23 protein-coding genes are annotated in these 24,073 nt (G+C 49.8%); 16 read left to right on the top strand and 7 right to left on the bottom strand.

All coding sequences use genetic code 11. The annotated features are described in order from the left end of the window. Positions 1 to 36 precede the first annotated feature (36 nt). Together KO508_RS14960 and KO508_RS14955 are read left to right on the top strand one after the other, a co-directional pair. Positions 37 to 759 carry a TIGR04219 family outer membrane beta-barrel protein gene (locus KO508_RS14960; RefSeq protein ID WP_216009104.1) on the top strand — a complete coding sequence of 241 codons (723 nt, stop codon included), beginning with the start codon at positions 37 to 39 and terminating at the stop codon, positions 757 to 759. 35 nt (positions 760 to 794) lie between these two features. After that, positions 795 to 1,802, top strand: a complete 1,008-nt coding sequence (locus KO508_RS14955) for an NAD-dependent epimerase (protein WP_216009103.1) — start codon at positions 795 to 797, stop codon at positions 1,800 to 1,802. Between the two features lie 78 nt (positions 1,803 to 1,880). On the opposite strand, the gene KO508_RS14950 is transcribed toward KO508_RS14955, so the two are convergent. Further along, positions 1,881 to 4,157: a TonB-dependent receptor domain-containing protein gene (locus tag KO508_RS14950; RefSeq protein WP_216009102.1), complete on the bottom strand. Its 2,277-nt coding sequence runs from the start codon at positions 4,155 to 4,157 to the stop codon at positions 1,881 to 1,883. 210 nt (positions 4,158 to 4,367) lie between these two features. Here KO508_RS14950 and KO508_RS18910 point away from each other — a divergent pair, with 210 nt between their 5' ends. The 4 genes from KO508_RS18910 to KO508_RS14935 are packed head-to-tail and all read left to right on the top strand — an operon-like array spanning position 4,368 to position 7,018. Then, complete coding sequence (locus tag KO508_RS18910) at positions 4,368 to 5,039, top strand: PepSY-associated TM helix domain-containing protein (RefSeq protein WP_252738154.1); 672 nt, start codon at positions 4,368 to 4,370, stop codon at positions 5,037 to 5,039. A gap of 9 nt (positions 5,040 to 5,048) precedes the next feature. Continuing rightward, complete coding sequence (locus KO508_RS18905) at positions 5,049 to 5,567, top strand: DUF2271 domain-containing protein (protein ID WP_252738153.1); 519 nt, start codon at positions 5,049 to 5,051, stop codon at positions 5,565 to 5,567. Between the two features lie 18 nt (positions 5,568 to 5,585). Continuing rightward, positions 5,586 to 6,395, top strand: a complete 810-nt coding sequence (locus tag KO508_RS14940) for a DUF4198 domain-containing protein (RefSeq protein ID WP_216009101.1) — start codon at positions 5,586 to 5,588, stop codon at positions 6,393 to 6,395. Beyond that, on the top strand, positions 6,392 to 7,018 hold the full coding sequence (locus tag KO508_RS14935; protein ID WP_216009100.1) for a flavodoxin domain-containing protein: 627 nt from the start codon (positions 6,392 to 6,394) through the stop codon (positions 7,016 to 7,018). Before KO508_RS14940 ends, KO508_RS14935 begins: the two co-directional genes overlap by 4 nt. Here KO508_RS14935 and KO508_RS14930 read toward each other — a convergent pair. Next, a complete protein-coding gene (locus KO508_RS14930) occupies positions 6,978 to 7,373 on the bottom strand; it encodes a glutaredoxin family protein (protein ID WP_216009099.1) in 396 nt (131 codons plus the stop codon). The genes KO508_RS14935 and KO508_RS14930 overlap by 41 nt on opposite strands. 122 nt (positions 7,374 to 7,495) lie before the next feature. Between KO508_RS14930 and KO508_RS14925 the strand changes: the two genes are divergently transcribed. After that, the gene (locus KO508_RS14925; protein ID WP_216009098.1) at positions 7,496 to 8,179 is read left to right on the top strand and encodes a cytochrome b/b6 domain-containing protein; all 684 of its coding nucleotides are present in this window, start codon (positions 7,496 to 7,498) and stop codon (positions 8,177 to 8,179) included. 34 nt (positions 8,180 to 8,213) lie between these two features. Here KO508_RS14925 and KO508_RS14920 read toward each other — a convergent pair whose 3' ends face one another. Then, entirely contained in the window at positions 8,214 to 8,681 is a 468-nt protein-coding gene (locus KO508_RS14920) for a c-type cytochrome (RefSeq protein WP_247114474.1), read from the bottom strand. Between the two features lie 328 nt (positions 8,682 to 9,009). On the opposite strand from KO508_RS14920, the gene KO508_RS18900 reads away from it, so the two are divergent. Then, positions 9,010 to 9,738 (top strand): PEP-CTERM sorting domain-containing protein, encoded by a 729-nt coding sequence (locus KO508_RS18900; RefSeq protein WP_252738152.1) that lies wholly within the window; start codon positions 9,010 to 9,012, stop codon positions 9,736 to 9,738. Between the two features lie 117 nt (positions 9,739 to 9,855). Here KO508_RS18900 and KO508_RS14910 read toward each other — a convergent pair whose 3' ends face one another. Both KO508_RS14910 and KO508_RS14905 read right to left on the bottom strand, forming a co-directional pair. After that, the gene (locus KO508_RS14910; RefSeq protein ID WP_216009097.1) at positions 9,856 to 11,190 is read right to left on the bottom strand and encodes an aspartate aminotransferase family protein; all 1,335 of its coding nucleotides are present in this window, start codon (positions 11,188 to 11,190) and stop codon (positions 9,856 to 9,858) included. A gap of 39 nt (positions 11,191 to 11,229) precedes the next feature. Continuing rightward, complete coding sequence (locus tag KO508_RS14905; RefSeq protein WP_216009096.1) at positions 11,230 to 12,003, bottom strand: DeoR/GlpR family DNA-binding transcription regulator; 774 nt, start codon at positions 12,001 to 12,003, stop codon at positions 11,230 to 11,232. A gap of 261 nt (positions 12,004 to 12,264) precedes the next feature. On the opposite strand from KO508_RS14905, the gene KO508_RS14900 reads away from it, so the two are divergent. From KO508_RS14900 to eutC, 8 genes are all read left to right on the top strand, one after another. Then, positions 12,265 to 13,428 carry an ABC transporter substrate-binding protein gene (locus tag KO508_RS14900; protein WP_216009095.1) on the top strand — a complete coding sequence of 388 codons (1,164 nt, stop codon included), beginning with the start codon at positions 12,265 to 12,267 and terminating at the stop codon, positions 13,426 to 13,428. A gap of 64 nt (positions 13,429 to 13,492) precedes the next feature. Further along, positions 13,493 to 14,545 carry an ABC transporter ATP-binding protein gene (locus KO508_RS14895; RefSeq protein ID WP_216009094.1) on the top strand — a complete coding sequence of 351 codons (1,053 nt, stop codon included), beginning with the start codon at positions 13,493 to 13,495 and terminating at the stop codon, positions 14,543 to 14,545. A gap of 13 nt (positions 14,546 to 14,558) precedes the next feature. Beyond that, positions 14,559 to 15,503 carry an ABC transporter permease gene (locus KO508_RS14890; RefSeq protein ID WP_216009093.1) on the top strand — a complete coding sequence of 315 codons (945 nt, stop codon included), beginning with the start codon at positions 14,559 to 14,561 and terminating at the stop codon, positions 15,501 to 15,503. A gap of 10 nt (positions 15,504 to 15,513) precedes the next feature. Continuing rightward, positions 15,514 to 16,320: an ABC transporter permease gene (locus tag KO508_RS14885; RefSeq protein ID WP_216009092.1), complete on the top strand. Its 807-nt coding sequence runs from the start codon at positions 15,514 to 15,516 to the stop codon at positions 16,318 to 16,320. A 31-nt stretch (positions 16,321 to 16,351) separates the two neighbouring features. Continuing rightward, complete coding sequence (locus tag KO508_RS14880; RefSeq protein WP_216009091.1) at positions 16,352 to 17,392, top strand: phosphotransferase enzyme family protein; 1,041 nt, start codon at positions 16,352 to 16,354, stop codon at positions 17,390 to 17,392. Positions 17,393 to 17,454: 62 nt separating this feature from the next. Then, entirely contained in the window at positions 17,455 to 18,228 is a 774-nt protein-coding gene (gene fabG, locus KO508_RS14875) for a 3-oxoacyl-ACP reductase FabG (protein WP_216009090.1), read from the top strand. A 28-nt stretch (positions 18,229 to 18,256) separates the two neighbouring features. Next, entirely contained in the window at positions 18,257 to 19,666 is a 1,410-nt protein-coding gene (locus KO508_RS14870; protein ID WP_216009089.1) for an ethanolamine ammonia-lyase subunit EutB, read from the top strand. Then, complete coding sequence (gene eutC / locus KO508_RS14865; protein ID WP_216009088.1) at positions 19,663 to 20,520, top strand: ethanolamine ammonia-lyase subunit EutC; 858 nt, start codon at positions 19,663 to 19,665, stop codon at positions 20,518 to 20,520. The genes KO508_RS14870 and eutC overlap by 4 nt, the downstream gene beginning before the upstream one ends. A 215-nt stretch (positions 20,521 to 20,735) precedes the next feature. On the opposite strand, the gene KO508_RS14860 is transcribed toward eutC, so the two are convergent. Next, a protein-coding gene (locus KO508_RS14860; RefSeq protein ID WP_216009087.1) for an IS3 family transposase occupies positions 20,736 to 21,820 on the bottom strand; the annotation gives its coding sequence in 2 pieces (ribosomal slippage) (positions 20,736 to 21,559 and positions 21,559 to 21,820; 1,086 coding nt in all). 321 nt (positions 21,821 to 22,141) lie between these two features. Further along, a complete protein-coding gene (locus tag KO508_RS19090) occupies positions 22,142 to 23,263 on the bottom strand; it encodes a helix-turn-helix transcriptional regulator (RefSeq protein ID WP_216009086.1) in 1,122 nt (373 codons plus the stop codon). Positions 23,264 to 24,073 lie beyond the last annotated feature (810 nt).

Here is a 24,073-nt window from a genome sequence, read left to right as displayed (position 1 = left end):
ATTAATTCAAGCAGACAATAACGGCACAGGTGCACCATGCATAAGTTCACTCTCGCGGTAGGCAGTTCTCTTCTTTTGGCCACATCTTTTGCTCAGGCCGATGTGGTTGGTCTTGGTGCCAGCGTAGGTTACTGGGACTCCAACTTGTCCGGCAACGCAGCCTCGGGCGGCAATTCGGTTGATGTGGATGACGAGTTGCGCTTGGAGGACGACGGCAACGCGAACGCCAGCATTTATGTAGAACACCCGGTGCCGGTTCTGCCGAATGTGCGTTTGGCTTACACACTGATAGAACAAAGTGGCCGCAGCACACTCACCAGCCCCTATGACGGGGTAAGCTCAGGCCCTGTGCGTTCAGATTTGGATCTTGAACAGCTTGATCTCACTCTGTACTACGAAATTTTGGATAACGTGGTCAATCTTGATTTGGGGTTAACCATAAGGGACTTCTCAGGCGAACTGCTGGTACAAAACGCATCTCAGTCAAGCCGCACAGAAGCCGACGCTGTTTTGCCCATGGGCTATATAGCTGCCCGTGTTGACTTGCCTCTTACCGGAGCGGCTGTGGGTGCAGAAGGTAACTTTATCAGCTTTGATGGCGATTCCATGCGCGACTTCAACGTGTACGGGCAGTACAGCATTTCATTGCTGCAACTGCGTGCAGGCTATCGTCAGATTGCAGTTGATTATGAAGATGGCAGTGACCAATTTGACGTGGAAATCGATGGGCCATTCATCAGCGCGGGTCTTGTCTTCTAAAAGTTGTCACGGCTGTCTAAAAAGGAGTAATAGACTTGAAGATACTGGTAACGGGCACCGCAGGGTTTATCGGTTCGCAGTTAGCGCACCGGTTACTTGAGCGGGGAGATGAGGTAATAGGCGTTGATAATGTTAACGACTATTACGATGTTAATCTCAAGGAAGCCCGTCTCTCACGCCTTACTGGCCACGCTGGATTCACTGAAGTACGTGAAGATGTTGCAGACCGAACTGTGATGACCGATATCTTCGCAAAGCATCGTCCCGAACGAGTCGTGCACCTAGCTGCTCAGGCTGGTGTGCGCTACTCGCTGGAAAACCCCAATGCGTATGTGGATGCCAACCTCGTTGGCTTCATGAACATACTAGAAGGGTGTCGCCACAACGATGTGAAACATCTGGTATATGCTTCTAGCAGCTCGGTTTACGGCGCTAACGAGGCCATGCCGTTTTCAGTCCATGATAATGTGGACCACCCTCTAAGTTTGTATGCAGCCTCGAAAAAAGCCAATGAGTTGATGGCTCACACCTACAGTCACCTCTATGGTTTACCCACTACTGGTTTACGATTCTTTACCGTCTACGGCCCTTGGGGCCGACCAGATATGGCCTTGTTTATCTTTACCAAGAAGATTCTGGCTGGTGAACCAATTGATGTGTTCAATCATGGCAACCACAAACGGGACTTCACTTATATCGACGATATTGTGGAAGGTGTTGTCCGTACTCTCGATCAAGTCGCTCAGCCTAACGGCGACTGGAGTGGCGCAGCGCCTGACCCAAGCACCAGCAAGGCCCCGTATCGCATTTACAACATTGGCAGCAACAACCCTGTGGAGCTCTCTCGGTTCATAGAAATTATTGAGCAAAGAGTCGGGAAAAAGGCCCAAAAAAATCTGCTTCCTATGCAGCCGGGCGATGTGCCAGCCACCTACGCAAACGTTGATGATTTGATCAGCGATGTCGGCTATAAACCAGCCACCGGCGTGGAAGAGGGGATAGCCAACTTTGTTGACTGGTATCGTGATTTTTACCAAGTCTGATCTCAGAAAATCCTGCATCATAATGGAAACGCCCCTCCTTGGAGGGGCGTTTTCTTATGCAAGCCTGAATGTATCGTGTTAAAAACTTAGGGTTGCAGATAGCCAGAAGTTTCTAGCTTTTGCCTTCATGTTGTAATCATCAATATAGTTTGCGATATAGGTAGCTCCGCCATCATCCGTGGTGTATACGGTTTCGTAACTGGTGAAATCTTCGTCCAACAGGTTGTTTATACGACCACTTAGGGTCAAATACGAACTAACCTGATAACTCGCCCCAAGATGCAAGACGGTGTAGTCCTTGTAGAACTCCGGGTAATCAATCGAGCTATCCCAACCTCTTGGTGTACTGGTATGGCGCTTGGATCGGAGCTCTGCCGTTAGGTACGTGCTAAAAGTTGGAGTCACCTGCCAATCGAGCGTCGCGTTAGCCATGTGCTTGGCTGTTCCGCTAAGTGGATTGCCTTTGTTAGCGCCGCTTTTAATTTCTGCGTCGGTATAGGTGTAGTTGCCTCGAATAGAGAGTGAGCTGATAATCCAGTATCTGCCCGCCAGTTCAAGCCCGTTGATCTCAGCTTTATCAATATTCACCTTTTGGCTAAATTCATAGCCATCGCCCAGTAATTGGTTCCATTCTGGTGCTAGATTTACACAGTTGCCGGAACTGGCATCAGCATCATCGCAATGCAGTATAGCCCCGCCACTTTCTATCTTGTCCTTGAATTGGTTGGAGAACACGGTGGCGTTGAAGTTGTGGCCATCTGGATGGGTGTAGTAAATGGCAATTTCGGAGTTCACGCTTTTTTCAGGCGTGAGGCTTGGTGTGCCCACAAAAGGTCTAGTGCCTTGCCCGCCAAAACCGGTGATACCTTCAAACAGGTCGCTCGCTTTGGGTGCTTTGTAACCAGTGCTTACCCCGCCTTTCAGCGTCCATTCAGGTGTGATATCCCAATTCCCGTAAAGACGGGGGCTCGTGTTGCCGCCAAAAATATTATGGTGGTCATGGCGAACGCCACCAGTCAATGAAACGGTGCGGGTAATTTCCCAATTATCTTCGGCAAAAACGGCCCATTGCCGGTGGGGCTGAGTCTTGCCTGCACTAAAACCGCTGCCGGTCATTCCAAACGTGCCGTCTTCCATCTCGGCATCAATGTATTGGCCGCCGTATACAAGCAGGTGATCTCCTATCAGAGAGTCGAATTTTAAATCCAGCGTAGTTTGACGGGTTTCCAAAACTCGTTTGGGCCGCGGCAGGAATGTATCTGAAATCTCCTGATCTGTTGCACCGTTCTCTATGAGTTGATCGTACTCCAACCGTTCTAGGGCGGTGAGTGGTAAAGTTCGCCCGTCATTTGTGGTCTCAATGTAGTGCAGTGATATATCACTATTGGTATCGCCCCAAGCACCTTGATGTCGAATAGAAGCTTGTTCGCGATTAAATTCTTGGTCTAGGGCATATCCGGCACGGGGCAAGCGATTCACGCTGTCGGTAGTGCCAAGGGGGTTATTGCCATCTTCAGGATTGTTATCGTAGGTTTGGCTGGACGTCTCGAAGTCTAGGATTAGGTCTTGCCCATCTGCAATGCGAATGTCTGCGCGCGCGCCCAAGTTCGTGTTCTCATTATCTACGGTGCGGCCGCCGCTGCCATAGCCCAATTCCCGTGGTATCTCGTTTCCGTTTGGATCCACCCCGGGAGTATACTGAGGATGTGATGCATCACGGTTATACAGGCTGCCTCGTAATCTAAGGCCAAGACGATCCTTAATCAGTGGTCCAGCTATCGCAAACTCAGTTGTATCATCATTGCCAAAATCGCTGTTGCTTTCGAGAGTTTGGCTGTGCGAAAGAGAGCCCGTCCATTTGTCGCCGATTTTCTTGGTGATAATGTTGATAACACCACCGAGCGCGTCTGCTCCGTACAGAGTGGATGCTGGCCCCCGAATAATTTCAATCCGTTCGATCATTTCTTTGGGAGGTATGTGGTTGAACTGGTTGCCACCAAAGTTGTTTGGGTAGATGTCTCCCACGTTGTTCTGGCGTTTGCCGTCGATAAGAATCAGGGTGTAGTCCGCACCCATACCTCGAATACTAATACCGCCTTGTCCGGTTTTGTCCGTTGTTTCTCCAATATCGACGCCCTCAACTCCTCGTACCGCATCAAGCAGAGTTACGTAGGGTTTTTTGTCGAGCTCCCCCTTCGTGATAACAGTAATTGAAGCTGGCGCATCGGTTACTTTTTGCTCGATACCTGAGGCGCTAACCACTATGGGCGCCAATTCGGTGGGGCTTTGAGCAGCGGCCTGACTTGAAAGTACTGATACTGCTATTGCCAGCGACGTTGGGGAGAAATTTTTCACGAGAGTAGAGCCCTTTGCAAAGTATTGATCTTATGGAGTTTCTAGTTAGGTGGGAGCGCAATATATGTAAAATCCACGATAAACGCAATAGCAATTATTCTCAAATGGATATGTAAATTAAACGTAAATGGTAATTGAAAGCTAATGAGAACTGACATAATCTCCGCCTGAAATATTCATGAAGTGCCGCCTGAGAGCCTCGTTTTTAACATGAGCAAGATTGCTAGTGCCTTACCCAAAAGCACCCCTAACAACGATGAAAATGGCCTTCGGGCTCCGAAAAGAGGCCGTTATTTGAAGCTCTGCTTACAGTGGCACTGGATCAGTTCAGCGCTGGCAGTGTTCGGCATGATGTTGTTTTCGGTTACGGGCATAACTCTCAATCACGCAGGCCAGATTGCCTCGATTCCGGAGGTGACCCTGATTGAAGATCGTGTTCCTGAGCAATTGGTACAGCAGCTCATCAGTTGGGAAAGTAAAGAGAGCGGACAAACGCCAAAGGTTTTAAGCGCGTGGCTCAAGGAGAAGCACGGAATCGCAATCACTAGAGGTGCGCTGGAGTGGTCAGAATACGAACTTTATGTATCCAGCCCCAGGCCAGGCGGCGATGCTTGGCTGAGCGTGGATTTTGAAACCGGCAACCTAATATACGAGGCAACCGACCGAGGCTGGATTGCCTGGATGAATGACCTGCATAAAGGGCGTAATACAGGGGCTGCATGGGTGTGGTTTATCGATCTATTTGCGGTCATTTGTATAGTTTTCTGCGTGACCGGGTTTTGTGTTTTGTGGATACATTCCCGAGAACGGGCGGAAATTTGGCCGGTTGTAGGGGCGGGCGTACTTGTGCCGGTATTACTGGCCGTTTTGTTTGTGCACTAAGGAACAATTATGAAGTTATCAAGGAGCTTTCCATCGCTAGTGTTAGTGCTTGGTTCCGCTTGCGTTGGGGCGGAAGACTTGGTGCTAGACGTCGAAATTCCGGCGCTCAATGTAGCTGAATACCATAGGCCCTACGTTGCGATATGGATTGAGAACAGCAAAGGGCAGCATCAGCGAAATCTCGCGCTTTGGTACGACCACGACATGCGCGATGACGAGGGGAGCAAGTGGCTCAAAGATCTGCGGCTATGGTGGCGGAGGAGTGGGCGACAGCTGAGCATGCCGGTAGATGGGCTTAGCGGGGCCACAAGGCCCGCAGGCACCTACGAACTGACCTTTAGTAACAAATCTCAAGCTATCCATGGCTTGCCTGCAGGCGAATACCAACTAGTTGTGGAAGCGGCGCGAGAAGTTGGCGGGCGGGAGCTTCTTAAACTGCCATTTCAGTGGCCCGCTGAATCAAGCATTGAAACCTCGCAGCAGGGCAGCAATGAGCTTGGCCGCGTAAAACTGACAGTCCAACCCTGAGCATTTTGGAGACATTTAGTGAACATTAAAAAGTTAACGACACTGGCATTGATAGCGGCAAGTATGGGGGTGGCTTCTGAGGCTTCTGCACATCGGGCCTGGATGTTACCTTCAGCCACGGTGCTATCGGGTGATACAGCCTGGGTAACCATGGATGGCGCAATTTCAAACAGTCTTTTCTACTTCGAACATCACCCCTTGGGCCTTGAACACTTAGAGATTCTAGATCCCCAAGGGGAGCCATTGGAGGCACAGAACAAGGCATCTGGAAAGTACCGTTCGGTATTTGATGCGCAACTCACCAGAGATGGTACCTATACATTCGAAATTCGCACCAACGGCCTTTTTGGTGCATACAAACATAAGGGTAAAAACGTTCGGTGGCGGGGCGGTGTCGATGAAATGGGCGAGATCCCAGCTGAAGCTGAGGACTTGCGTTTGTTTGAGATCGATAGGCTCATGCAGGTTTTCGTAACCAAAGGGGCTCCAACAACCCGCACCTTCGAAGCAGAGGGCGTTGGCTTAGAAATGGTTCCCGTTACCCACCCCAACGACTTGTTTGTTGGCGAAGTATCAGAATTTCGGTTTCTGGTAGACGGTGACCCTGCGGCAAATCTCAATGTAGTCGTTATTCGCGGTGGCATTCGTTACCGTGATCAAGTTGATGAAATACAACTCCAAACTGATGCGCAGGGCCGCATCTTTGTTGAATGGGAAGAGCCGGGCATGTACTGGCTCGAAGCTGAATTGGAGCAGTCAGGCAAGCTGCTTGATAATGCAAAAAGACGCATGAGCTACAATGCAACGCTTGAGGTGTTGCCATTGTGAAATCATGGGTAAAACCGGTTGTCGCAGTGCTGTGTGGCGGTGTGGTTTGCGTCGTGTTTAGCGATGGAGTGGCGGCTGATCGAAAATTTGTCGCCGCTGCTATGATGGTTGGTTATGCCCTTGTTTTGCTGCGGTTCCATAAAAAAACCGCTTTAAAACAGTGTCGCGATACTGCGAGAGAGTCAGACTACCTCGTGGCTTATGCGACCGAGACAGGCACTGCTCGTCAGTTTGCTAAGCAGACATGCAAGTTGATTCAGAAAGAAGGAATGCGCGCATCGTTGATTGAGCTCAATGAGCTGGCGTCAGCTCAGGTGCCTGCTCGCGCTTTGCTGGTTGTTGCCAGCACCACGGGAAATGGCGATGCGCCGAGAACAGCGGGCGCTTGGCAGGAGGTTAGCCGGGCTCTGCAAGGCTTTGCCTCCTGCTCGTATGCAGTGCTTGCATTAGGCGACCGTAGCTACCCACGCTTTTGCTGTTTCGGTATTGAGGTTGCTTCAGACCTAAGACAGATTGGGGCCATCCCGCTTTTCGAGCCAGTGCTGGTGCATCAGGGCGACCCCGCTTCTGTGAAATACTGGTTCAGCCAGCTTGCCCAAAGCGTTGTTCCAACCAAGCATTGATATCACCGGATTCGTACATCCATTGTTCGCTGCCATCATCGTTCATGATTCGCAAGCAAGGCACCTTTACATTACCACCACCTTGTTCTAATTCGGCTCGGTGGGTCGGGTTATGCTGAGCATCGCGCTTCTCGATATTCAGGTTAAGTCGCGCAATTTGCTTCCGTACTTTGACGCAGAACGGGCAGGTTTTGAATTGGTATAGAGCTAAGTGCTCGCAGGCGGCATCGACTTGCTTTTGCTCTTCCGCGCTGCGTTGTAGCGGCTTTCCTCCCCCAAGCTTTTCGCTTAAGAGTACAAAGGGCGTCAAAATGAGACGTAACGTCCGGAAAAAATAACGGATTACCACACGCATTGAATAAACCTTTAATTTGGTACATGACTATTTGCTATGCGAACTTCGGTGGGCAGTATAAAGCAAAACCGGTATGGTTCGGGTAATCGGTCTGGATACGTCAGTTTTTATAAGGGGTAAAAATGAAGTCAATTTCCCTATGGGACCTGCCCACGCGACTCTTTCATTGGCTTCTGGTGCTGGCGGTTACTGGTTCTTTGGTAACAGTTAGTCTCGGTGGAACATGGATGCAGTGGCATGAACGCTTTGGTCTTACTATTGTTGGTTTGATTAGTTTTCGCTTGGTTTGGGGGATCGTTGGCTCTACCTACGCTCGTTTTTTGCAGTTTATTCCCGGCCCCTCTGCCATCTCAGCGTATTTGAAAGGTGAGTGGAAAGGCTTAGGCCACAATCCCTTAGGCGCGCTGTCAGTGCTGGCTATGCTGGGATTGCTGGGCTTTCAAGCGGTCACGGGACTGTTTGCTACAGACGCCATCGCATTTAATGGTCCTCTCTACCGGGCCGTGTCTTCTGGCTGGAATGAGACGATTACCTCTTGGCATAAATTAACCGAATGGTTTATCTATGGCTTGATTGCCTTACATGTCGCAAGTGTGCTTTTTTACACGTTGGTTAAGAAAGACAACCTGATTGCTCCTATGATTAGCGGGCGTAAAAGGGTGAGCGGAGCAGAGAATAAGGAGCGAGCCGGTGGTGGCCTCGTAGCTTTTATTGTTGCTTTGGCAGTCGCCGCGTTTGCGGTATGGGTAGCGAGTGGAGGCGTACTGTCGCCCCCTCCGCCACCGCCCCCTGATTTGGGTTGGTAAGCGGCGGCGATCGGGAGCCTTCGGGAGCTAAGGTTTACTCGGCACGGAACTCATCGTGGCAAGCCTTGCAAGACTTTCCTACTTCACTGAATTGTGCGGCGAGGGCGCTCTTGCCGCCGCCATTCGCGGCAACTTCCTGAAGCTTGGTTGCCGCTTGGGCGAAGCCGATGGCAACTTCACGGGCTTTTTCAGGCTTATCAAAAAACACGGGTAATAGCTTTGTGTTGTCATTTTTGTCGTTGGCAGTACCGGGGCCAAACAGACTGCCTAAACCAGAGTTTGCTACTGAGGCAATGGCGTTTGCGGCGGCAAGCATTTGCTGCTCGTTGTAAGCAACACTGCCATCAATTGCCTGAGCCTTGATCTTGCCCATGTTCCAAGCGGCAAACGTGAATGCGCTCTGGCGGGTTTCAATTTGATCTTCCACATCCAGTTGTGCCATAGCGGGAGCTGCGACGGCAGCGCTCAGTGCCAAAGCCATAAAAAATCCAGATTTACGCATGCTTCTTATTCCTCTCTCGTCTATTAAAATAACCATAGCTATACAGCTAAGCTGATGATTTCACAAATAGCCGTGGGTTTACATCGAAAACCTGTAAATATCGAGTAAATCCAGCGAGGTGAGAAAGGGCAGGAATGTGAAACATTGCAATATAAGTGCGCGTGGACTGAATTTGTCTGTAACGTTGTGTAAAGTTGACGATAGTTAATAAATGCTCAGGCTAACGACTCGGATTTTTGCTTCTAAAACTCAGATTCTTAGCCTGAATGCCAGAGGTTGAGCCCGTTTCAAATGGGCTACACAGAGTAGGTTTCAAATGAGTCCCACCATGAAGAATAGTTTGATCAAGTCAGTTTTGGCCGGTGCGTTTTCACTTAGCATTGCAGCCCCGGTAGCAGCTGTTCCCGTTACTTTTTTTGATACGATTACGGCTGGGCAAGCTCAGTTTGACAGCGCGGTCACCGGCGCAGGGGCTTCAGTAAACAGCTTTACACTATCCGGCATCGACTATGTTGCTCGTAACTCATGGAGTTTCGCGGATTTCACTATCAGCAAAACTGATGGGTCCAACTCCGGGATTTTCTCGCCAGAAACTGATGGCTCGACTGGACAGATGATCGGCATAAGCCCGAAAAACCCTGTCGTAGACTCTGGCATTACGTTCACCTTTAACAGCGCTATTAACGCATTAGGTTTTGAGGTTGGTGACTGGGGTACCTGTTGCTATGGTTCAAGCTTGTTTCTTGCTTTCGGCGGAGACAGTGCTCAAAAAGTCGGCACAGCCAACAGTTATAGCGACAACCCTGCTATAGCAGCGGGACTTGGCAGTGATAATGATGCATTTTTCATTGGCGCGATTAACGACACGGATACGTTCTCAAGCGTTACCTTTTACGGAGACGGCCTCGGGGAGTTCCTAACCGCTGGCGGTACAATCAAGTATGCCACTGTGGGTCTGGATTCGGTGAACGTACCAGAGCCTGCAAGCATTGCATTGTTGGGCTTGGGGCTTGTTGGGTTGAGTTTCTCACGCCGCTACAGTAAAAAACAGAAGTAGGCCTTCCTAGCCAAATTAGTATTTGACGAACTCTGCATAACTTCGCGAAATCATTAGCTTAGGTCCTGTATGTTGAGAACTTGCGGATAGGCTTGATTCCTGTTTTGGCGTGCTAGTTCACCTGGTTTCCGTTATTGCGCGCTCCATTTGATTCAGAAAGAAGTCAGCGTGGCTGTTGTCAAAGCATAATGGAGGTCGGATTTTGAGAGTGTTCCCGTATTTTCCTGCAGCACCAATGAGCACGCCATTCTGACGAAGTGCATTTATAACTTTCGAGGTTTTTGCTGGGTCGGGTGTTCCCGATGAGCTCGGGTCGATAAAGTCTAGCCCCACGAACAGGCCGGCTCCTCGGACCGCTCCGACTTCTTCATATTTATGGGCCAGATCTGTTAAACGGTTTTTGAGATAGAGGCCGACTTCTTTCGAGTTGGCTATCAGGTTTTCCTCTTCAATGACGTCCAAGACAGCTGAGCCCGCCGCTACGGCGGCTGTTGAGCCTCCAAATGTATTGAAATAGCCCACCTCGTCATTAAAAGAGGCGAATAGACGGTCGTTAGCAACAATGCCCGCCGCTGGAAAACCGTTGCCCATCGGTTTGCCCATGGTGACGATATCGGGTGCAATATCATGTCTTGCGAAGCCCCACATGTGATCGCCAGTCCTGCCGAAGCCGGGTTGAACTTCGTCTGCAATGAACAAGCTCCCTTTGCTTTGTAAAAAATCAACAGAGGGTTTGAGGAATCCAGCGGGATCTGCGATTACTCCGTCGCTTGAAAAAATGGTATCGACGATGAGGGCTGCGCAGCCATAGCGGCGATCATTCAGGGTTTGAATACCTTCTCTCACTTTATCGAGAAACCACGTCTTTGCTTCGTCCGGAGCCTGTGGCATTTCTGATACGGGGATAACGAAAACGTGATCGGCGGGTTCGCTGGTTTTGAGTGAAGAGGGAGAAATCTCAGTTACAGCAGAGGTGTTGCCGTGGTAAGCGGCTTCAGTAACGATCACTCCATGGTTCTTGGTCCAGTGTCTGGCCAGACGAAGCGCCATATCATTGCTTTCGCTGCCAGTGCACGTCATTACCATGCGGTTAAGCTTAGACGGCATTGTATCAAGTAGTCGTTCGATGTATTCATGGATGGCCCCATGAAGGTATCGGGTATGAATATTCAGTTCCGCCATTTGCCGGCATACGGCCTCAACAATTTTCGGATGGCAATGCCCAACGGAGGGCACATTATTGTAGACGTCTAGATACCGGTTCCCAGAATCGTCGTAGAGCCAGACGCCTTCACCCCTAACAATGTGCAGAGGTTCTTGGTAAAAGAGCACCGATGTGGGGCCCACGGTTTTCAGCCTCTTCTCAAGCATGCGGCTCAAGTTAGTTGGCGTGCTTTTTTGTGTATCGAAGCGGAAAGCATTTTGGTCAAGAATAGAGCGGACACCTTTCACGTTCAGTCTCCTAAATGCAGGTAACAAAAAGTCGATTTGCTAAATCAAACAGAGCGATACAGAAGCGCGTTGCAACGCTAACTGAACTTCCTCAGTTGGATTGGCATCGCATACAATTTCACTTATCTGGCTCAGGGGGCATACGGTTTCTAGCTTCCCAGAGCCAAGTTTGGAGTGATCAATTAGTAGAGTTGTTTGTTTCGACAACTGAATCATCGCGCGTTTTAGGCAGGACACTTCCGCGTTGACTTCGGTAGGTCCGCGGGGTGTTAGAGCTCCACAACTAGAAAAGCAATGGTCTGCTTGATACCGCTGCAAATATTCAACGGTTAAACCTCCATAATTGGCATTCTCGTGGGCATTAAAAACGCCAGGTAGCATCAGTACTGTAACAGTGCAATTAGATGCGAGTGCTTGGGCCACAGAGAAGCTGTTTGTAATGACAGTCAGATCAGTGCGCTCTCTTGCTAACAGCTCTCCAAAATGTACGCACGTAGCACTGGCATCCATCATTAAAACATCGCCATTATTGACGCGAGGCAGGGCTGCGAGGCTGATCTTCTTGCGTTCATCAATAAGGACCTCAGTGCGCTCTTCGAGGGTTGGTTCGGACGCGATTCTGAAATTGGCTGCTCCGCCATATGTGCGAATAACCAACCCTTCTGTTGCCATCGAATCAATATCTCGCCGAACTGTTTCAACCGAAACATCGAAATAGTCAGCCATCTCTGAAATCTGGACGACGGGCTGCCGGTCCAGTTGCTCACGAATCTCGCGCCAACGCGCTTTTTTTGTCCACTTTCTATTCGTCACAGCATTCGAACGCTCTGATTTGTTAAGTCTGATGCTTTGTGGTGCGCAGTATGAGGTAAAAGTTGGTAGATGCCAAGTTTTGGTGCGAGGAAAACTAGTTCACTTTTACTCTTTTTAGTATCTGTAGAAGTAAAAAAATCAATGAAAACAACCTAATAGCTAATTTAATTCTAATTTATTTAAGTGGTGGCCTGAAATATGCTTGAGCTCTAATGGTTCAAAATGTGGTAAATACCAAGTAAAAATGTTGGGAGATCGCACATGTCGAAGTTAAAGACCAATCGTCGTAATTTTTTAAAGGGAATGGGGATAGCGGCGGGCGCGGCCGCAGCGCCAGGGGCGCTCTGGCCAAATATGGGTTGGGCTGCGTCAAACGATAGAGCCCGTGAGCTCAATATCCTGGTTTGGGAGGGTTATAACTCGCCGAACGTCCTGGACCCTTTCCGCCGATCTTTTGATGCACGGGTCTCTGCCCAGAATGTTCTCTCCGATCCGGATGCAGTGAATAAGCTCCGAGCCGGGGAAAATAAAGTATGGGACCTTGTAAATCTCAACAACCCTTGGGCAAGAGAAATCCTCTACCCAGAAGGTTTGATCAAACCGTTGGATCAAGAGCGTTTTCGGCCTTACTTCGACCAGATGCTTGAGGAATTTCAATGGCCTTATAAGTGGGCGATGAGTCTGGATCAGAAAGAACTGTTGGGCATGACTCAGCGATTTGGACCACTGTCGTTCGTAGTAAACACCGATAAAATTTCACGTTCAATGGCTGAAGATCAAGGCTTCAACCTCTTCATGGATCCTTCCATGAAGGGCCGTTACGGAATGCTCACCTGGGCGAACTGGAATATTTATCACATGTGTATAACGGCCGGCTTCACGCCATTCAAAGAGCACACGGAAGCTGAATTTACAGAGTTCGAGCGAGTCGCAAGGTACCTGTTCAAAAACGCGAAGGTTCTCTCGGACGACCATCTGATGATGAACCAGGCGCTGATTACGGGTGGTATTGATGCCTACTTCACGGGCGGCACTTACTCTTGCTCAATCGCACGAATGGATGGCTTCTCAAACGTCAGAGGTATTACTCCAAAATCCGGACCGATCGACGGGAAGGGAGGCATTGTATGGGTTGAAGTGACCTCCATTGTTAATAACCCCGAGCTCTCGCCGAGGGCCGAAGATTTTCTTGAGTATGTGCAACGCCCTGATGTTTCAAGACAAGTGGCATTCGCCGAGGGTTCGCACAACCCCGTAACTCAGCTGGGAATGAAAGAAGTACGTGATGCGTTCACGAAGCAGGAGCTGGATGCCATTCAGTATGACAGCCTTGAGTGGGAGTTAGAGCATTGTGCGGATTACGACGTGAATCCTGACTACGACCGAATGCTCGAAATCTATACGCGTGCCCGTCGCGAGGCGTAATCCCGATACGCTCCGGTTCGGCGCACTGCCGGACCGAGCATGTCGTTATCCACTGGAGGCAGGTATGACTGAAAGTATTCTTGAATTGCAGAACGTAGAGAAATACTTCGGCGATTTTGTAGCGGTCGAGCGCATTAACCTCGAAGTAAAAAAAGGTGAGTTTTTCACGATCGTAGGCCCATCCGGCAGCGGTAAGACGACCATGATCCGGATGTTGGTTGGTATGGATAAGCCGTCTCGCGGCGATATTTTGATGTCGGGAGAGCGCGTCAATGATGTGCCTGCCAATCGCCGTCCAACCTGCATGGTTTTTCAATCTTTGGCGTTGTTTCCCCATAAAACTGTTGGAGAAAACATAGAGTTTCCCCTGAAGCTCCGCGGAGAAACGAAGAACAACCGGAAAACGCGAGCAATCCAATTGCTTGAACAGCTCCACCTCACGGAAGCCTATTACGCAAAAAAGGTAAGTGAGTGTTCTGGCGGTGAGAAGCAGAGGGTTGCGCTGGCAAGAGCACTAGCTTTTGACCCTGAGATCCTCTTCTTCGACGAGCCGCTTTCGGCCCTGGACTATCGATTGCGGAAAACGCTGGAAAAAGAACTCAAAGATATTCAGCGGCAAACCGGAAAGACTTTTGTGTACATCACCCATTCACTTGAAGAAGCAATGGTCATGAGTGATCGCATTTCAATAATGCGTGATGGACGCATCGTGCAGATTGGAACTCCCGATGAAATCTACAATAAGCCCGCGAATAGCTTTGTCGCTCAGTTTATGGGTGAAGTAAATCAGTTCAATGTTACCCGCCAGGATGACGCTCGCTTTCTGGATACAGATACTCAAGACACTTACGTCGGGCCTCCAGACGCTGATCTTCAATCTGGCGTTCTCATTGTGCGACCTGAGCGCATTCAAATTTTAGCAGAGGGGGAAGCGGCTGATACAGAGATAGCTGGCACGGTGCAGAATCAGTACGTGCTGGGTTCGAGAGTTCAATACGAAGTGAAAGTGACGAAACGCTCCCTGCTAGTCGAGACGATGATTGGCGATGCATGGAATGTTGGAGAAAGCGTCCGCTTAGGGTGGAATTCCGATCAGGCTTTTCTGCTTGCTAGATAGGAGGATCCTGAACATGAACATGCCATCTAAATCATACTCTGTAACCGACTCTTCTCCAGAGCGTTTACCGGAAAACAGGGGTTCCGCTTTGAACATCAGGGTTCGAAACACACTACTTTGGTTTAGACAGCCCGGAGCACTTCTAAGCCTTCCAGCGTTATTGATTTTTGTAGCGGGGTTTATAGGTCCATTGGGGCTGGTGGTCATTTACAGCCTTATGCCTGAGCGTTCCTTTGCCTTTAATCAGTTACCGACCTTGGAGAACTTTGTCACTATTTTCCAGGAAGGTTATTACATTTCATACGCCTGGTCTGTTTGGCTCGCTCTGGTATCGACACTTATATTGATCGTGATCTGTTGGCCTGTCGCCTACGGCCTATCGCGAATCTTCAGGCGTTCGATGATCCTCACGCTATTGCTGGTTCTGCCCCTATTTGTCTCAGAAAACGTTCGTCTTTTTGGCTGGGTATTAACACTTCTGAACCATGGCATTCTGGACGGCACAACCAGAACGCTCTTTGGGTGGGAGCTTCCTGACATGCTCTACAACGCGCCCGTGACGGTACTAGGGATGGTGTATGTTTATTTGCCCTTCATGTTATTCCCAATGTCACTAGGCATATCAATGGTGCCCGATGCCTGCCGCGAAGCGGCTTTCGATATGGGAGCGACGCGTTGGCAGGTTTTTAAAGAGGTAGAACTGCCACTGGCAATGCCAGGCATCATGATTGGATGTTTGTTGTCGTTTGTCCTTGTGCTTGGCTCCATATCGGAAGCGAAGATACTCGGAGGCCAATCTATCATCATGATCTCTCACGATATCGAGACTGCATTTACCTACGCACAAAACTGGCCGCTGGGTTCGGCTCTCTCAACGCTATTGATCCTACTCACTGCAGTCCTCGTGATTGGCCTTTTGTCCCGGCTGAATCTGGACAACCTGTTGTCGCGAAAATAGGAGCTAAGTCATGTCAGCTACTGAGACTGCATACAGAAATCGTAAAAGCGAAAAGGCGATTCGGGTCTGGACGGTTGTCATTCTGCTATTCATCTACCTTCCGATGGTTGCAGTTTTTATCGCATCGTTTTCCAAATTGCGCTTTTTCATGTTCCCCGTAAAGGCGTGGTCCCTTGACTGGTACGCGTCGGTGTTCAATTCGATCGAGATTCGAGACTACCTGGGGACCTCACTCTTGATTGCGGGCGTCGTCACGGTCGTTTCTGTTGTTCTGGCAATAGCTGGGGCATTGGCATTCGCGCGATATGAATGGAAAGGTCGCAGCCTTTATCAAAAACTGATTTTGCTACCGATCTTCTTCCCTCAGGCAGTGCTCGGCTTGGCCATTCTGTTGTGGTCTTCCGCACTGGATCTCAGCCCGGGTTGGCAGTTGGCGGTATTTGCTCATTTGGTGTGGATCATTCCGATTGTCACCTTGGTCATTAGCATCCAGGTATACGGTTTCGATCCCTCTGTGGAAGAAGCTGCATACGATCTGGGAGCGTCCCGCTGGCAGGTATTCACGGAGGTGACATTGCCAATCCTTTGGCCAGGCATTTTTTCAGGCGCGTTGTTTGCCTTCCTTCTCTCGTGGGGCAATTTTCCACTGTCGACTTTCACAACGGGTGCAGAGCAAACGGTGCCAGTGTGGTTATACGCAAAAATGGTTGCTGGATATTCACCGCAAGTCCCCGCATTAGGCTCGCTGACCACGTTGTTGGCTGGTTTGGTTCTTTTCGGTGGCTATTGGTTAGGGCGCCGAAAAGCAAAGAAATAATCCGGATGGCTGATGTAAATAAGGTGAGTTTATGAATTCGATAGTACATTTCGATCAGCTCAGCAGAGAGGGTCAGCTGGATTTGGTAGAGCAGGTCGCCAGAAAAGTGCTTGGAAAGTGGGGGTTGCCCGAGGACTCGGAGTTGAAGCTGCTGAGTCTTTCAGAGAACGCCACCTTCCGAGTGGACACTGGGCGTCTGGATAGAGCTGTTGTCATGCGAGTGCATCGCCCCGGCTATCATTCACGGGACGCGGTCAGGACAGAGTTGGCTTGGATGGCTGCACTTCAGGAGGAGGCTGACATTCTGACGCCTCAGGCAATACCGACCTTGAGTGGCGATTACGTAGTGGAGGTCGAGGGCGATGGTCATTTGATAGAAGATCGTTTTGTAGATTTGTTCGGATTTATCGAGGGCGCAGAGCCAGAAAAAGTTCGGCTAAAGGATTCATTTCAAGACCTCGGTCGATTGACAGCACGACTTCATGAGCACGCAAAAACCTGGCAGCGACCCGTTTATTTTGAGCGTCTGATCTGGGATTTCGATGGGTGTCTGGGCGATAGGCCTAACTGGGGCGATTGGCGTGAGGCGCCTGGGCTGGATGAGCGGTCTCTTGATTTGTTGGAGGAAGCCTCTGAAACGATCAGGGCGAGGCTTGAGGCATTCGGAAAAGGCTCCGATCGCTACGGTTTGATTCATTCTGATCTGCGTTTGGCGAATCTACTGGAGAAGGGCACGGACATTCGGGTGATTGACTTCGATGACTGTGGATCAGGTTGGTTTTTGTACGATCTGGCGTCAGCGATCAGCTTTATTGAGACACGGCCCGATGTACCCGAATTAGTCGCTTCATGGCTCTCTGGGTACTCAGAGGTCACTGATCTCTCGCAGGCGGAGAGATCGGAAATACCGACATTTATCATGCTGCGACGGATGACGCTTCTGGCATGGATCGGGTCACATCCTACGGCAGACATGGCAGTAGAACAGGGCGTGGAATTCGCGAATGGCACAGTAGAGCTCGCCCGAGCCTACCTTTCTGATCCTCAATCGCTCATAAAAAGAAAGACTTGAGCACAAACAAACATACGGTATGCCTTCTCATGAACAGGCAATTTAAATAAGAGGAAAGAAATATGATTGCATCGCTTGAAGGGCTCTCGGTCATGGTGACCGGCGCAAGTAAAGGTATTGGAAAAGGTATAGCCTCGGGCTTCGCATCAGCAGGTGCAAAGGTTCTCGTGGTTGCGAGAAGTGAGGCGTCAGCTGCAGCCGCGGTTGAAGAGATCGTGTCCGCCGGGGGGATAGCGAACCATTATTGTGCGGATGTTAGCAATCGTACAGACATGAAGGCCGCAGTTGCCCGTTGTGTTGAGCTGTACGGCGGACTAGATGTGTTGTGTGCGAACGCGGGCATTTTCCCGTCTGCTGACCTTGAGTCCATGACGGACGACCAGTGGGACGAGGTCATGAACACCAATCTGAAAGGCACATTCGTCAGCGTGCAGACGTGTTTACCTGAATTAAAGAAGAGTCAGGCAGGGCGGGTTGTGGTTACATCCTCTATCACTGGGCCTATCACAGGATTTCCCGGTTGGTCGCATTACGGCGCCAGCAAGTCCGCCCAACTAGGATTCATTCGCACAGCGGCCATCGAACTGGGTAAATATCAGATCACCATAAATGCAGTAATGCCGGGAAACATCATTACTGAAGGCCTCGAAAATATGGGACAGGAATATCTGGAACAGACTGCAGCTTCAATCCCACTCAAAAAGCTGGGTAGTACCGAGGATATTGCCAATGCCGCTATGTTTCTCGCTTCACGCGAAGCGGGCTATGTAACCGGGCAGACAATTGTTGTTGACGGTGGTCAGGTTCTGCCTGAATCCCTGGAGGCCATGGAATAGAGCAGGGAGCCAATCCCTCGGAGGAAGAATGAGTGGGTATGTACAGTTGGCTGGCGGTGAGCGTTGGCATTTTAGAGACCTGAAATGCCTTCTTGCAGCGGCAACTCCGCTCCGATCTGGAGATGTACTGGCGGGTGTTGCTGCATGCTCTGATACAGAGCGGGTTGCGGCGCAGATGGCGCTTGCCGATCTGCCCTTAAAGGCGTTCCTGAATGAAGCTGTAATACCCTACGAGTCCGATGAGGTCTCAAGGTTAATTCTCGACAACCACGATGCCTCGGCCTTCGCCTTGGTCAGCCATATGACAGTGGGTGACTTCAGAAATTGGCTGTTGAGTGACGAGTGCACTGAGGAAAACCTAAAGACGATATCGACGGGACTCATGCCCGAAATGGCTGCGGCAGTGTCGAAAATTATGCGTCTTCAGGATTTGGTCCTCGTGTCGCAGAAGATCCGAGTCAAGACGGCGTTCCGCAATACCATGGGACTCAAGGGCAGGATGTCGACAAGGCTGCAACCAAATAGTCCGACGGACAGCGTGTCAGCCATCGCCGCAAGCGTGCTTGATGGACTGATGTACGGTAACGGGGATGCAATGATAGGTATTAATCCGGCGACGGATAGCCTATCGGCCATCGGCCAACTGTTGGAAATGCTGGATTCAGTGGTTGGTAGTTACAGTATTCCTACTCAGACGTGTGTCCTGACACATATCACTTCCACTATTGAGTTGATTAACCGGGGCAAACCGGTAGACCTCGTCTTCCAGTCTATCGCCGGGACCGAAGCGGCCAATAGTAGTTTCGGTGTTTCGCTGTCATTGTTGGAGGAAGGGCGTGAGGCGGCGATGGGCCTTAAGCGCGGAACGGTCGGCAACAATGTTATGTACTTCGAGACCGGGCAGGGAAGTGCTCTTTCGGCTGGAGCTCACCATGGTTTAGATCAGCAAACCTGTGAAGCGAGAGCATACGCGGTAGCCAGGCACTATGATCCATTCTTGGTTAATACCGTTGTTGGATTTATAGGGCCTGAGTATCTCTATAACGGTAAACAAATTATTCGGGCCGGCCTAGAAGATCATTTCTGCGGGAAACTCTTAGGAGTGCCAATGGGTTGCGATATTTGCTACACCAACCATGCCGAAGCGGACCAGGACGATATGGACACCCTGTTAACGCTCCTTGGGGCCTCTGGGGTTAATTTTATAATGGGTATCCCCGGCGCGGACGATATCATGTTGAATTACCAAAGTACCTCCTTTCACGATGCACTCTACGCCAGGAAAGTACTTGGATTGCGTCCGGCGCCTGAGTTTGAGCGCTGGCTGAATGACATGGGCATTATGCAAATAAAAAGAGGAGCTTTGACTGTTAGTCAGAGTCTCCCGGCTCCCTTTTCAAGAGCAGTTTTGGCCGCGACAGCGGAGGCGGGTCAATGAACAGAGATCATCGTTTTCTATCTGGAGGTGTAACCTCTGATCCGTGGGATAATTTGAAACGGTTGACGGCAGCGCGTGTGGCGTTAGGCCGGGCGGGAACAAGTCTGCCAACATCCGCTCATCTGGAATTTCAGTTGGCCCATGCCGGAGCCCGGGATGCCGTGCATTCTACCCTGGACGCTGATCGCTTGGCCGATCAGATACGTGCCAAGGGCCTGAGCTGCTTTGTCGGCAACAGTGCCGCTGCTGGTCGTGCGGAATACCTTCAACGCCCTGATCTCGGGAGGACGCTGGATGAGGCAACTATAAAGTCTTTAAGCGATTGGCATCAGGAAGAGGGTGCTCCTAAGTTCGATCTTTCAATTGTGATAGCTGATGGACTATCTGCTAGAGCCGTGCGTGACCACAGCCTACCGATGCTTGCTAACTTAATAACGTTGGCTGAAAAGGAGAGCTGGAGCCTATCGCCGGTTGTCATCATCCGCCAAGGGAGGGTCGCAATTGGAGACGAGATAGGAAGCCAGTTAGCCGCTCGTATGGTTGTCTTAATGATTGGAGAAAGGCCGGGGTTGAGTTCTCCCGATAGCCTTGGCGTCTACTTTACCTTCGAACCTAAGTCTGGGTTGAGAGATGACTCTCGAAACTGCATTTCAAATATTCGTCCAGAAGGCCTTAGTCATGCTTTAGCCAGCCATAAGTTGGCAGGTCTACTTCGTGGTGCGAACGAGCGGAGGCTATCCGGGGTGCAACTCAAAGACGATTCCGAGCTTGTAACTGTAGATTCAGACATCGCGGACATTGGCAATTTCCTCGCTCTTGCCGATATCCGCGAACATTACGCTTCGGAATCCTAAACTTCCAAGGGGGTGCCCCGTTACTGCGGACATTCCTTAAAAGAGGCTGGATCTTCCCATCGGAAAGTGTGGCCTATCCGCCTGAATGTCCGCTATGCGGCCAGACCGGGCTCCTCGAACTCCTAAACAAAAGCGAACATTCGCCGACCCCAAAACGATAGCTTTTCTGCTACCTTGTAATCCCCCCATTTTTAACCGCCCTGTTGAGTAGAGGGTTAAGCTGCTTGCCGCAGCTTGGTTGGAGGTATGCCTCCGATTGCCGTATTGGGTCGTTCGTTATTGTATTGCCACAGCCATTGCGTAGCTAATAGCTGGGCATGGGGAACGCTTTCGAACTGGTGCAGATCCAGCCATTCATGCCGTGCCGTCCGGTTGAAGCGTTCGATATAGGCGTTCTGAGTGGGCTTGCCGGGCTGGATGTAGATTAGTGTAATTCGGTTCCTGTTGGCCCAGTCAACCAGTGACTGTGAGATGTATTCCGGTCCGTTGTCACAACGAATAGCCGCTGGTTTGCCGCGCCATTCAATGATCTGGTCTAAAGCACGGATTACTCGTTGAGCAGGTAATGACAGATCTACCTCGATGCCCAGACCCTCGCGATTGTAATCATCGATCACATTGAACGTCCGGAACGTCTTGCCACTGGCCAGCTGATCACTCATGAAGTCCATCGACCAGACCAAATTTGGCATAGTCGGAACACCCAGCTCGCCCGGATAATCTCGCTGGATCCTTCGCCGGGGCTTGATGCGAAGGTTCAGCTCCAGCTCCCGGTAAATGCGATACACGCGTTTATGGTTCCAGGGGTAGCCCTTCACGTTGCGCAGATACAGGAAACACAGGCCAAAGCCCCAGCGCTTGTGCGTTTGTGTGAGCCGTAACAGCCAATCCGCCACCTGAGCATTCTCGCCACAAAGCTTTGCTTGGTAGCGATAGCAGGTCTCGCTGATGCCGTACACCACGCAGGCCAACCGAATACTAATTCCATGCTTGACCACGCCCTTTCTGGCCATCTCCCGGCGCTGAGATGGCCTTACAACTTTCCCTCCAGAGCTTCCTGACGCAGCTCGGCTTTAAGCCGCTCTTCGGCATACATTTTCTTCAGGCGGGCATTCTCAGCTTCCAACTCTTTAAGACGCTTCATCATCGATGCGTCCATGCCGCCGAACTTCGAGCGCCACTGATAAATCAGCGCCGAACTGACATTGTGTTCCCGGGCCAGCTCAGCAACCGAAACTCCGGCTTCGTGTTGCTTCAAGATTGCCATGATCTGGCTGTCGGTGAATCGAGACTTCTTCATCTGTCGCTCCTTTTGCGATCATTGTAAAAGTCTCTACTCAAAACCTCGATTACTTTCTGGGAGGATTACAACCTGAACGGGTAAAAATTCATCATGACCCTACCTAAGCAGGTAGCGGTTAAGGCTGAGGGGAGTAGGTCAATCGACAAGCCACCCTCGCCCGAGTACCAGACGGCAAGGTTACGCTACTTAAGGGTGAAGGTGATAACTGACTTTGGCGATAAAGTGGGCGAGAGAATGCAGCAGTGTAAAGTCTCCCCGGTAAATAAATGCATGTATCGGGGCCTACCTTTAATTTAGCACTGAAATAATTTTTTAATCCTATAATAGATCATTGACTGCCGATATAAGTTCATTTTGGCTATGCGCCTCCGTTTTCATAAATATATTCTTAAGATGGCTTCGGGCGGTTTCATAAGTAATAAAAAACTTATCAGCGCATTCTCTCAGCGAGCAGCCTGAAGCAAGGCACAACGCGATCCTGGACTCTGAATAAGTGAGATTCCAAACTGCTTGCAGCATTTCAGGCGATAGACTACTGTTGCGCCAAGGGTTATTCAGTAGAATCAGAGCATTCGGGCATTTTAAAGCATCAAAAATAGAAGCATGCTCCCCGTTAGGTTTTAACAAGGTCAACTTGAAAGGAAAGCCTTCCTTTTTACTCAACCACGAAATTGATATGGGAAGCTTATTGCCATTGCTCAAAATACTTTTAATAGAAATCTCAAGCTTCTGCTGAGCAAGTGAATCAGGCAAAATCACCTTGTTGTGGATAATTGAAAAACTGTTTCGAGCCATCAAATCGAGGGCAACATCATTCATTTCTAAGACACAACCGTTTTCATCAAGGAATATAAATCCATTTCCGAGATGCGAAAGGCCCGAAGATAAAGATCTGTTGAATTGGGATGCCCTAGAAAAGGCGCAATTGATTTCAAAAGCTCTTTTTAGGTGAGGGAAAAGCCAATGGAGTTTTCTGTTTTTATCCGGAGAAATCGATCCCTGGTCCAATGTCTGGTAGATTGTTATCAGTCCTTTGCTGTCGCCTTCTTCATGAAAGTAGCCACCGGCAGCATAATAGTACTGTTTGTCTTTCAAATACTCCTCATAGAATCGAGTATTTGGAAGGTCTTTATTTGGGAAAAGATCGCAACTGCGATATGGTCTCCCCGCTGGTAGTGCTTCGATGCCAGATACCCACACATTGGCGTCGTGTATGGTTTCAAAGTAATGATCAAAATCTTGGGGTGACATTGCCGTCCCTTCGGTGACCCTATAACAAGGCTCCGATGGGGCCAGCATGACCAGAGAGCTTTGTTCCACGCTCAACCAGCGCTGCACCGATTGAGCGAACTTCCTCCATAATAAAGAGTCAGCGCTCGTGCTTGCTTCGTAAAGACAGCTCAATGTGTCATCGTAGAGCCTGAATTCCTTCTCACTCACTCCCATAGCTCTAATCCTTAAGTTTCTTCAACGAGCACCTGTATAACAAACATACAGTTCCAGAAAGCGTCACTGCAAATATTTTTACCCGCGAATACTGCCTTAAGGCTACTGATTTTCGAATTGTCAGGAGTTTACGATTATCTATGCTTGCGGGTGTTGTTGTAAGCACGTCCGTTGAACAGTGAGCCTGGATAGCGTCACAAGAGCTTCGGCCATCAAAAACTTCTATGAATCTACGAATAAAGGGGAAGAAGCCACTGGGATGGGCCACCGAATCGTATATTAGTTCGATAAGTTCTTGATAGTCGGATAAAGAAAGAATTGAATCAGCGTAGTTTGGCATTTTAGCCACTCATATTGAGAACTTGTCTGATATCGCATCCCTACTCAACGCGATTTGGTCTTCCTTAATTTTTGCACACTGGAGAATTTCCGCAAGACGCACATTTGGACTAGCAGTCCTGGCGTTGACTTCCCGACTCTGGCTATGCGAACCGGGTGGCGATAACTGAAAAACAACTCGAAAACTTGTGGGGATTCTTTGATCGAGCTGGAGCTTGCACAAAAATTCACCCAATTGGGTGATTCTGAGCTGAATCTTTTTGAGGGATCATCAAAGCGACCGTTAGAGTTCAGAGAAAATTGAAAAGTACTCATCGTCATAAAACAATTTCAAGTCAGACAGGCTTTTGCCTAATAGGAGCCATGTAAAAGTTGGGCGCAGTGGAGGAAGGTATGAACCTTGGAAGAAATCTGGCTTTCTGGCTATTTTTCCTAACAATCATCTCGTCATTTCCAGTGACCTCA

Source organism: Marinobacter salexigens (assembly GCF_018860765.1).
In the GTDB taxonomy this organism is placed as follows: domain Bacteria; phylum Pseudomonadota; class Gammaproteobacteria; order Pseudomonadales; family Oleiphilaceae; genus Marinobacter; species Marinobacter salexigens_A.
The sequence above is the reverse complement of the archived record's forward strand: the minus strand, read 5'-3'. Positions and strand labels throughout refer to the sequence as shown.

Coding starts and splice junctions, on each gene's coding strand:
- KO508_RS14960 (WP_216009104.1), top strand. CDS start 37: ATGCATAAGTTCACTCTCGCGGTAGGCAGTTCTCTTCTTTTGGCCACA.
- KO508_RS18910 (WP_252738154.1), top strand. CDS start 4,368: ATGAGCAAGATTGCTAGTGCCTTACCCAAAAGCACCCCTAACAACGAT.
- KO508_RS18905 (WP_252738153.1), top strand. CDS start 5,049: ATGAAGTTATCAAGGAGCTTTCCATCGCTAGTGTTAGTGCTTGGTTCC.
- KO508_RS14930 (WP_216009099.1), bottom strand. CDS start 7,373: ATGCGTGTGGTAATCCGTTATTTTTTCCGGACGTTACGTCTCATTTTG.
- KO508_RS14925 (WP_216009098.1), top strand. CDS start 7,496: ATGAAGTCAATTTCCCTATGGGACCTGCCCACGCGACTCTTTCATTGG.
- KO508_RS14920 (WP_247114474.1), bottom strand. CDS start 8,681: ATGCGTAAATCTGGATTTTTTATGGCTTTGGCACTGAGCGCTGCCGTC.
- KO508_RS18900 (WP_252738152.1), top strand. CDS start 9,010: ATGAAGAATAGTTTGATCAAGTCAGTTTTGGCCGGTGCGTTTTCACTT.
- KO508_RS14900 (WP_216009095.1), top strand. CDS start 12,265: ATGTCGAAGTTAAAGACCAATCGTCGTAATTTTTTAAAGGGAATGGGG.
- KO508_RS14895 (WP_216009094.1), top strand. CDS start 13,493: ATGACTGAAAGTATTCTTGAATTGCAGAACGTAGAGAAATACTTCGGC.
- KO508_RS14890 (WP_216009093.1), top strand. CDS start 14,559: ATGAACATGCCATCTAAATCATACTCTGTAACCGACTCTTCTCCAGAG.
- KO508_RS14885 (WP_216009092.1), top strand. CDS start 15,514: ATGTCAGCTACTGAGACTGCATACAGAAATCGTAAAAGCGAAAAGGCG.
- KO508_RS14880 (WP_216009091.1), top strand. CDS start 16,352: ATGAATTCGATAGTACATTTCGATCAGCTCAGCAGAGAGGGTCAGCTG.
- fabG (WP_216009090.1), top strand. CDS start 17,455: ATGATTGCATCGCTTGAAGGGCTCTCGGTCATGGTGACCGGCGCAAGT.
- KO508_RS14870 (WP_216009089.1), top strand. CDS start 18,257: ATGAGTGGGTATGTACAGTTGGCTGGCGGTGAGCGTTGGCATTTTAGA.
- eutC (WP_216009088.1), top strand. CDS start 19,663: ATGAACAGAGATCATCGTTTTCTATCTGGAGGTGTAACCTCTGATCCG.